General features: G+C 60.8%; 4 protein-coding genes and 1 pseudogene. 1 reads left to right on the top strand and 4 read right to left on the bottom strand.

The window, feature by feature from the left end; translation table 11 throughout:
• Positions 1 to 177 precede the first annotated feature (177 nt).
• The 3 genes and pseudogenes from ACYVD0_RS05485 to ACYVD0_RS05475 form a co-directional block, all read right to left on the bottom strand.
• A pseudogene (locus ACYVD0_RS05485) lies at positions 178 to 412 on the bottom strand (glutamate synthase-related protein); the annotation flags it as partial.
• Positions 413 to 514: 102 nt separating this feature from the next.
• Complete coding sequence (locus tag ACYVD0_RS05480; RefSeq protein WP_460425873.1) at positions 515 to 2,329, bottom strand: monovalent cation:proton antiporter-2 (CPA2) family protein; 1,815 nt, start codon at positions 2,327 to 2,329, stop codon at positions 515 to 517.
• Between the two features lie 404 nt (positions 2,330 to 2,733).
• Complete coding sequence (locus ACYVD0_RS05475; RefSeq protein WP_460425872.1) at positions 2,734 to 5,205, bottom strand: patatin-like protein; 2,472 nt, start codon at positions 5,203 to 5,205, stop codon at positions 2,734 to 2,736.
• A 271-nt stretch (positions 5,206 to 5,476) separates the two neighbouring features.
• Between ACYVD0_RS05475 and acuR the strand changes: the two genes are divergently transcribed.
• Entirely contained in the window at positions 5,477 to 6,109 is a 633-nt protein-coding gene (gene acuR / locus ACYVD0_RS05470; RefSeq protein ID WP_460425871.1) for a TetR/AcrR family transcriptional regulator, read from the top strand.
• Positions 6,110 to 6,167: 58 nt separating this feature from the next.
• Here acuR and ACYVD0_RS05465 read toward each other — a convergent pair whose 3' ends face one another.
• The gene (locus tag ACYVD0_RS05465) at positions 6,168 to 6,806 is read right to left on the bottom strand and encodes a response regulator transcription factor (RefSeq protein WP_460425870.1); all 639 of its coding nucleotides are present in this window, start codon (positions 6,804 to 6,806) and stop codon (positions 6,168 to 6,170) included.
• Positions 6,807 to 7,195 lie beyond the last annotated feature (389 nt).

Here is a 7,195-nt window from a genome sequence, read left to right as displayed (position 1 = left end):
CAACAAGCCTTCGATTTGTTTGAATTGCTCGGCGGTCAGTTGCATGGCACTCGGTCTCAACACTATTTGCTGCATTATAGCAAATAGTGTTAACAGGCCATAGCCGACACCCGCGCCCGAATCGATAGGCAGCCTGGATACCCGGCGTGCGCCATATCCTTCGATTGTCTCGAACTCTTAAAAGCGCGCCGCCTCGAAGCTGTCGGCCCGCGCCATCCGCCACATGCGCGCATAGAACTTGCTGGCGATGCTGTCGCCGAGCAGCTCTCCCGGCTTGAGGAACGTGTGTGAAAATTGCGCACCCGTTCGACCTTGTCCGGCACCACCAGGACGCGCTGGCGCAGCGGGTCCTGCCGGTCGGGCAGCGGTTGGTGTGGCAGTTCTGCGACTGGATGCAGCCGATGGCGAACATGACGGCGAGCAGGGGCAGGCTGACGAGGCTGAGCAGTACGCAGGCGGAAAAGAAGGCGTAGCGGCCGAGCAGGGTGAAACTCATTGGAATTCCTAAAGCGGGTCAAGGTTCTTTCGGAGGGATGGGTTCTTCCAGGACGTCCCGGGCAAACAGTCCTTCGAGGTCGTCGAAGTAGGCGTGGGTGGTCTTGAGGCTGGCGGCCTCGTCGCTGGCCACCTTGTGCAACTCGCGCAGCATCTCCTCGTCGTGGCGGCGAAAGCGCCCGATGCGTGCGGCAATCTGCTGCTCGCTCAGGCCAAGCCCGAGCAGCACCTGGCGGCCCATCTCCAGGCTGGAGAAGAAGGTCTCCCGCACCGGGCCGGCATTCAGATCCAGCAGGGTGTTCAGCTGCGCCCAGTCCAGAGCGCGGGTGATCACCTTCATGTGCGGATAGCGCTGGCGGACCAGCCGGGCCGTCTCGATGTTCGCCTGCCCGTCGTCGGTGGCGATGACGAAGAACTGCGCATGCTCGGCCTTGGCGGCATGCAGGATCTCCAGACGCAGGGGGTTGCCGTAGTAGATGGGCAGGTTGCTGATCTTGCGGTTGAACTCCACCGTCTCAATCGCCGTGTCGAAAGCCACGAAAGGCACTCGCTGGGCGTGCAGGAGCCGGGCGACGACCTGACCGACACGGCCCATTCCCATGATGATGACGCGTGGTTCGTGCTCGATGAGCAACTCCTCCTGCTCCGGTGCAGCGGTCTGCCGGACCGGACCGGACAGCAAGGAGAGCAGCATGACCACCAGCGGGGTGAGCGCCATCGACAAGATGATGGTCAGGACCAGCAGGTCGTACAGCCTGGCATCGAACAGGCCGTGGCTGCGGGCGATCGAGAAGACCACGAAGGCGAACTCCCCGCCGCCGGCGAGCACCACGCCCAGGCGCAGGGAGGAATCGGGCTGCAGGCGTCCGGGGAACCGGCCGACGAGAGTGACCAGCGGCAGCTTGAGCAGGATCAGCAGCAGGGCCAGGCCGATCACCATCCAGAATGAATCCACCAGCAGATCGAGGTTGATGTTCATGCCGACGCCGAGGAAGAACAGCCCGAGCAACATGCCCTTGAAGGGCTCGATCTTCGCCTCCAGGGCATGGCGGTATTCCGATTCGGCCAGCAGCACGCCGGCCAGGAAGGCGCCCAGCGCCATGGAGACGCCGATCCACTCCATCAGCAGGGCGCTGCCCATCACTACCAGCAGCGCAGTGGCGGTGAGGATATCCTGCAGGTCGCCCTTGGCCACGATGCGGAACACCGGGCGCAGCAGATAGCGCCCGCCGACGATCAGCCCGCCCACGCAGGCGACCACCTTGAGCAGCTCGACGAGGGGATCGCCGCCTTCGCCGCCCACCTGACCGACCCCGCTGAGCAGCGGAACCAGCGCCATCAGCGGAATGGCCGCGATGTCCTGGAACAGCAGCACCGAGAACGCGAGGCGTCCGTGGGGCATGTGCAGCTCGCGGCGCTCGGCAAGCAGCTGCAGGACGAAGGCGGTGGAAGAGAGCGCCAGGCCGAGTCCAAGGACGACCGCGCTGCTCCAGCGCTGCTGGAAGAACGCCATGGCCACACCGCCGATCGCCGTGCCGCACAGCAGCACCTGTGCCAGACCGGCGCCGAAAACCGCGTGGCGCATCAGCCAGAGGCGTTTTGGCGACAACTCCAGGCCGATGATGAACATCAGCATCACCACGCCCAGCTCGGAAATCCGCAGAATGCTGCCGGGATGATCAATCAGGCCGAGCACGCTGGGGCCGATCAGCACGCCGCCGATCAGATAGCCCAGCACGGACCCCAGCTGCATGCGCTTGGCAAGCGGCACGAGCACGACCATGGCGAGTAGACACACCACACTGGCCTGCAAGAGGCGCGACTCATGTTCCACGACGAAATACCTCGATGAGCGAGCCTTTGGAAAGACGGAACAGGCAGGCGTGACGAACGGCCAGCAGCCTGCTCCGGGGAAGTATTCCAATTGTGCCTCTGGCCTGGCGTTTTGGCAGCTGATCCCCGTCATCGTCTGTGGCTGGAGAGGACGGGGGGAAACATGGCCGAGCGCCGCGGACTGGTGGATGGAATGATCAACACCAGACCGCCAGGACACCCGAAGCGGGTAGGCTCCGGCGGAGTGTTCGTGCATCATCCATATCCATGGCTACAACGGGTTTTCGGGGTTCGAAGCCCAAACCAAAAGTTCGCATAATGTATATTATGTTAAATATAAGCCGTGAAGAAGGAAGCAGTGGGATCGCCAACTCGTTGGCCATCAACGACTGCCGACAAGCTTGGCTAAAGTCGCTCAACGGCTTCCCTGATTTTGGCAATCAACGCAGGAACCGCATGCAAGCGCTGCTGCTCTTCCTCGAGAACTCTCTCGAAGGCGCGTTTCTTCAGGGCGTCGATATCGAAATTGCCACGACTGTTCACGGGAACCGTGCTGAGTAGAATGTCGAAAAGTCGGTCCACGGCATGCAGACGCCCCCACAAATAGTCGTTCTCGCGAATCGACCGGCCGAGAAACCCGCCAAAGCTCGCAAGCGATTGGCCAAGCAGCACGTTTTTCTGGCCGTCGAGCATAATGCTGTTCGCGTCTTCGGGGCTGATGCGGTCCACCAGGATTTCCTCAATAAGCCCCGCATCGCTATCCAGCGACAACGCATTCACGGTTGGGCGCAGGATGATGTCCCAGAAGAAATAACCTAGATATCCGGTAAGAATGGCGTTGCGGCTTGGTTCCTCCAAGCTCAGAACCAGGGACGAAGCCAGCACGGCATCTGCATTGTCAGCCGTTCTGGCAAGATCACATTCCTGCGCCAAGCGTGCGATTAGTCTGGTTATTTCTTCGAATCTACCCGGCTCGAGCATGGACACACCGCCGGAAACACTGTGGTCCGCACCCTCCTCCAGAAATATATCCCGACAGGCTGCGACGGCCTGTCGACTGAGAAAATCGATGTTGTCGAAAATGGATAATTCATCGATGCATTTGTGTATTTTGATTTTCAGCAGATCGAGTGCTTCCGAATTGGCAATGCTGGTTTGGTCGTTGGAAACTTCAGGGTAGAGATCATTGATTTCATGCAGGACGAAGCTCAACCGCCTTCTTTTGTAGATCACTCCGAAATCCACAACCATTCTTCCGAAAAGCGGCAGATCGATGTTTCTGTACACATTCTCCGACACGACGTAGGAGTCGGCGATGACTCCCTGCTGCCTGGCCCATGTCTCGATGACCTCCTGAACTCGACACGCTTCTGGCGAATTGGCGGTGTACTGGCAGGCACTGGTAATGATCTGCACGATGAAGTCCAGGGCTTCGAGAACCAGCGAACGCATCCAGACGTCATAGACGACCGTGGTGCCAGCCAGAAGGCTGACCGATGAAAGCCGCCAGTGCCGCACATCGTCAGCCGTGAAGTCCCCTTTGAGCCCTCCCGCGGTCACCTGCTCTATCAGTTTCGCGACAAGAGGCCGGGCATTGGAGATCGCCATCTTCAGGCGTCTGGCCTGTACGTTGTAGCGGCTGATAACCGCCAGCTCGTTATACACTGGATCATGGCGCGGAAGGTCCGAGAGCGCCCCCCGCAAGGTCGCGAAAAAGCCGGGCGCGCCGGCTCCGGAAACCGCCTTTCCCATCCCCGGATGGGGATCTATGAAGACCAGACGACGGTCCACCTCACGGAAAGCGCAGTGGGTGCGAATTGCTTCGACGCAAGCCATGATCGGCTTGTTGTCGAGCACGCTGCCGTCGAGCAGTATCGCCTCTTCGGGATTTTCTCCCTGCTTGTGATAGTGGCGAAAATTTCGCTCCAGGAAATGCGCGCGTGCCGGCCATGGCATGTGACGCTCCGCCAGAATCTCGTCGATCTCACGAATCCGCGCGGGCGGAAACGCCCCTGGAAAAGAGGCTGTCGCTCGCCCGGCAAAGGCAAGGGAGGGAAAATTGTCGACGTCAAAGTCACTCAGAAGATGCCCAGTTTTGCGATGATCGAGGCTGAAGCGCAGTAAATGGCGGTGCTCCCGCTCATAGGCGACCGGTGGATCATGGATGAAGATCGGCCGTTCGATCCCGCGGAAATCCGTGACGGTCACCAGCAGATCGAGCTTTGCTCCCTGTGGCAACAGCGACTCCCATGGCGAACTGGAAGTTTTCATCGCCGTCAGGCCATCGAGTATGAGCGTCGTCAGGCGACGACCATCCAGGGGAGGCTTGAACCAGCGAGAACGCAGGAAAATCGAAATCCGCTTTTCCATTTCTGCATCGGCCTTTCCCGGGAGCAAGCCCTCGCGGTCGAGCCGGGTGAGCAAGGGGCGCATGAGCGGCCAGAAATACCACTTGCTCCAGAGCCGCGCTCTTGCCTCGGGGGCCAGCAGACTCAGCATGTCGGCTTCATTGAGCCACATGCTCGTGATCGGTATCAGACTGCGATCGTGGGCCAGTGCCGAAGCCAGGGTCACGCCATTGATACCCCCCGCCGAAGACCCCGAGATGACGTCGACAATCACCCGGAGGAAAATATCCTTCCCAAGCGCCTCCAGGAATTCACGATAAACGTCGCCGGTGGAGTTCTCCGGCTCGTCCGGGTAATTTTCATGAAGGCTGCGCGCCGGTTTTTCCTTGCCCTCGTAGGGTCCGTTTCCGTGGTAGATCTTCGATGCTCGAACCAGATTGAGAATTTCCCGAGTGATACCATGCTGGTAAATCGCGAGCGATACACCGCCAAAGAAAACGACCGCCAGTCGAAGCTCTTTCTCTTTCATTAGTCTGTGCTGAGCAAATCAGTTTTGCAGACCATCGCCACCCCCGGGCCGACTTCTCGAGTATTGAGCGTTGACAAAACTAGTTCAGGGAATGGGAAAGTAAAGGCGTTTCGATAGTGCGCTCCATGGCTACGCAGGGCTCCGTGGGCGGCTTGCCCCCTTGGAGGCGGTAGACGGAACTGCCGATCGACTCGCTTCCCGGCCGGCCAAAGCAGACAGATGCACTGACGAGTCGATTGACTTCGTCGACGGTCCCTCCAGAATCGCCCCCATGACCATCATGACTCCCAAACCCCGCCGTGGCCGCCCGCCCAAGGTTGCGCGGGAATTCCCCGACACCCGCGAAGCGCTGATCCGCTGCGGAATGGAAATCCTCACCGAACAAGGCTTCATGTCCACTGGCATCGAGGCCGTTCTCAAGCGCATCAGCGTGCCCAAGGGCTCCTTCTATCACTACTTTGACAGCAAGGAAGCTTTCGGCCGGGCGGTGCTGGAAAGCTATGGCGCCTACTTCGCCCGCAAGCTGGACCGCTGGCTGCTGCAGGATGAAGTACCGCCGCTGCAGCGCCTGCGCGATTTCGTAGAGGACGCCAAGGCCGGCATGGCGAAATATGAATTCCGCCGCGGCTGCCTGGTGGGCAATCTCGGCCAAGAAGTGGCCATCCTGCCGGAGAGCTTCCGCGAGCAGCTGGAGGCCACCCTGTGCGACTGGCAGCGCCGCCTGACCGCCTGTCTGTGTCTTGCCCGGGAGCACGGCCAGCTGGCCGCCGACGCTGCCTGCGAGGAGCTCGCAGCCTTCTTCTGGATCGGCTGGGAAGGCGCCGTGCAGCGTGCCCGGCTGGTTCGCAACGGCGCGCCGCTGGATATCTTCCTCGAGGGATTCCTCGCCGGACTGCCGCGCTAGCGGCCGGGCTCTCCGCCCGCGGGAAGCCTCGCCCTCCCCGCCTGGCCGGCCGGCCGGCTCAGGCCGGCGCGGGCGCCCGCAAGTTCAGCGGATCGACCAGTCCGGCCGCGATGGCCATGCCGACCAGATCGGCATGCCGCTCGGCCTGCATGCGCTTCATCACCCGCATTCGGTAGAGATCGACAGTCTTCACGCTGATCGCCAGCTGCTCGGCGATTTCCCGGTTGGTGTAGCCCTGCACCAGCGGCAGCAGCACGTCGCGCTCGCGCGGAGTGAGCGCGTCCAGCCGCGCCTGCAGCTTCTCCTGGCCGCGGCTGCCGGAGCGCCGTTCGCCGAGACTACCAAGGGCCTGCTGTACGCTGTCGAGTAGCATCTGCTCATTGTAGGGCTTCTCGATAAAGTCGCAGGCACCGGCCTTGAAGGCCCGTACCACGATGGGCACGTCGGCGTGCCCGCTGACGAAGATCACCGGCAGGTCGATGCCCCGCGCGCGCATCGCCTCCTGCACATTCAGTCCGCCCATGCCAGGCATCCGCACGTCCAGCAGCACGCAGGCGTTGAGGCTGGGGTCGCAGGCGTCGAGAAACTCCCGCCCGCTGATGAACGGCAAGGCCTTGAGTCCCACTGACTCGAGCAGCCAGACGGTCGAGTCCAGCATGCCCTGGTCGTCGTCCACGACGTACACCACCTGCTCCATCGAGATTCTCCTATTGTTGTCGTTCGGCTCCGCCTTTCCGGGAAATTGCCAGGCATCACCCTGCCTTGGAAAGTTGGCCACAAGCATGTAGAAGACGCCGCTCGTGGGCAATTGCCATCCGAAGCGCCGTGATGCCCTCCCCCGTTCAGATTTTCTGAGTACGGTTTTGGTTAGCTGGATAAGATGGTTTTGGTACAGGTTTTTCTTCCATTAGATTTCCGATTACAGAATATCAAACGAGACACCAACCTTAGTACTACAGTTGCATATTTGATTTTCATCTGGCTTGATGCTCGCCCTTGCCTGGGAGAGACCGGATGACAGGTGCATCGATCGAGACGACGCTGGAGTTGTGGGCTTCATCGCTGCGCGAGGTCAAGGCGCGTATG

It is taken from the genome of Azotobacter armeniacus (assembly GCF_054779355.1).
The sequence above is the reverse complement of the archived record's forward strand: the minus strand, read 5'-3'. Positions and strand labels throughout refer to the sequence as shown.

Bases quoted from the DNA above. Each gene is read 5' to 3' on its own strand.
- acuR (WP_460425871.1), top strand. From the start codon at position 5,477: ATGACCATCATGACTCCCAAACCCCGCCGTGGCCGCCCGCCCAAGGTT.
- ACYVD0_RS05475 (WP_460425872.1), bottom strand. From the start codon at position 5,205: ATGAAAGAGAAAGAGCTTCGACTGGCGGTCGTTTTCTTTGGCGGTGTA.
- ACYVD0_RS05465 (WP_460425870.1), bottom strand. From the start codon at position 6,806: ATGGAGCAGGTGGTGTACGTCGTGGACGACGACCAGGGCATGCTGGAC.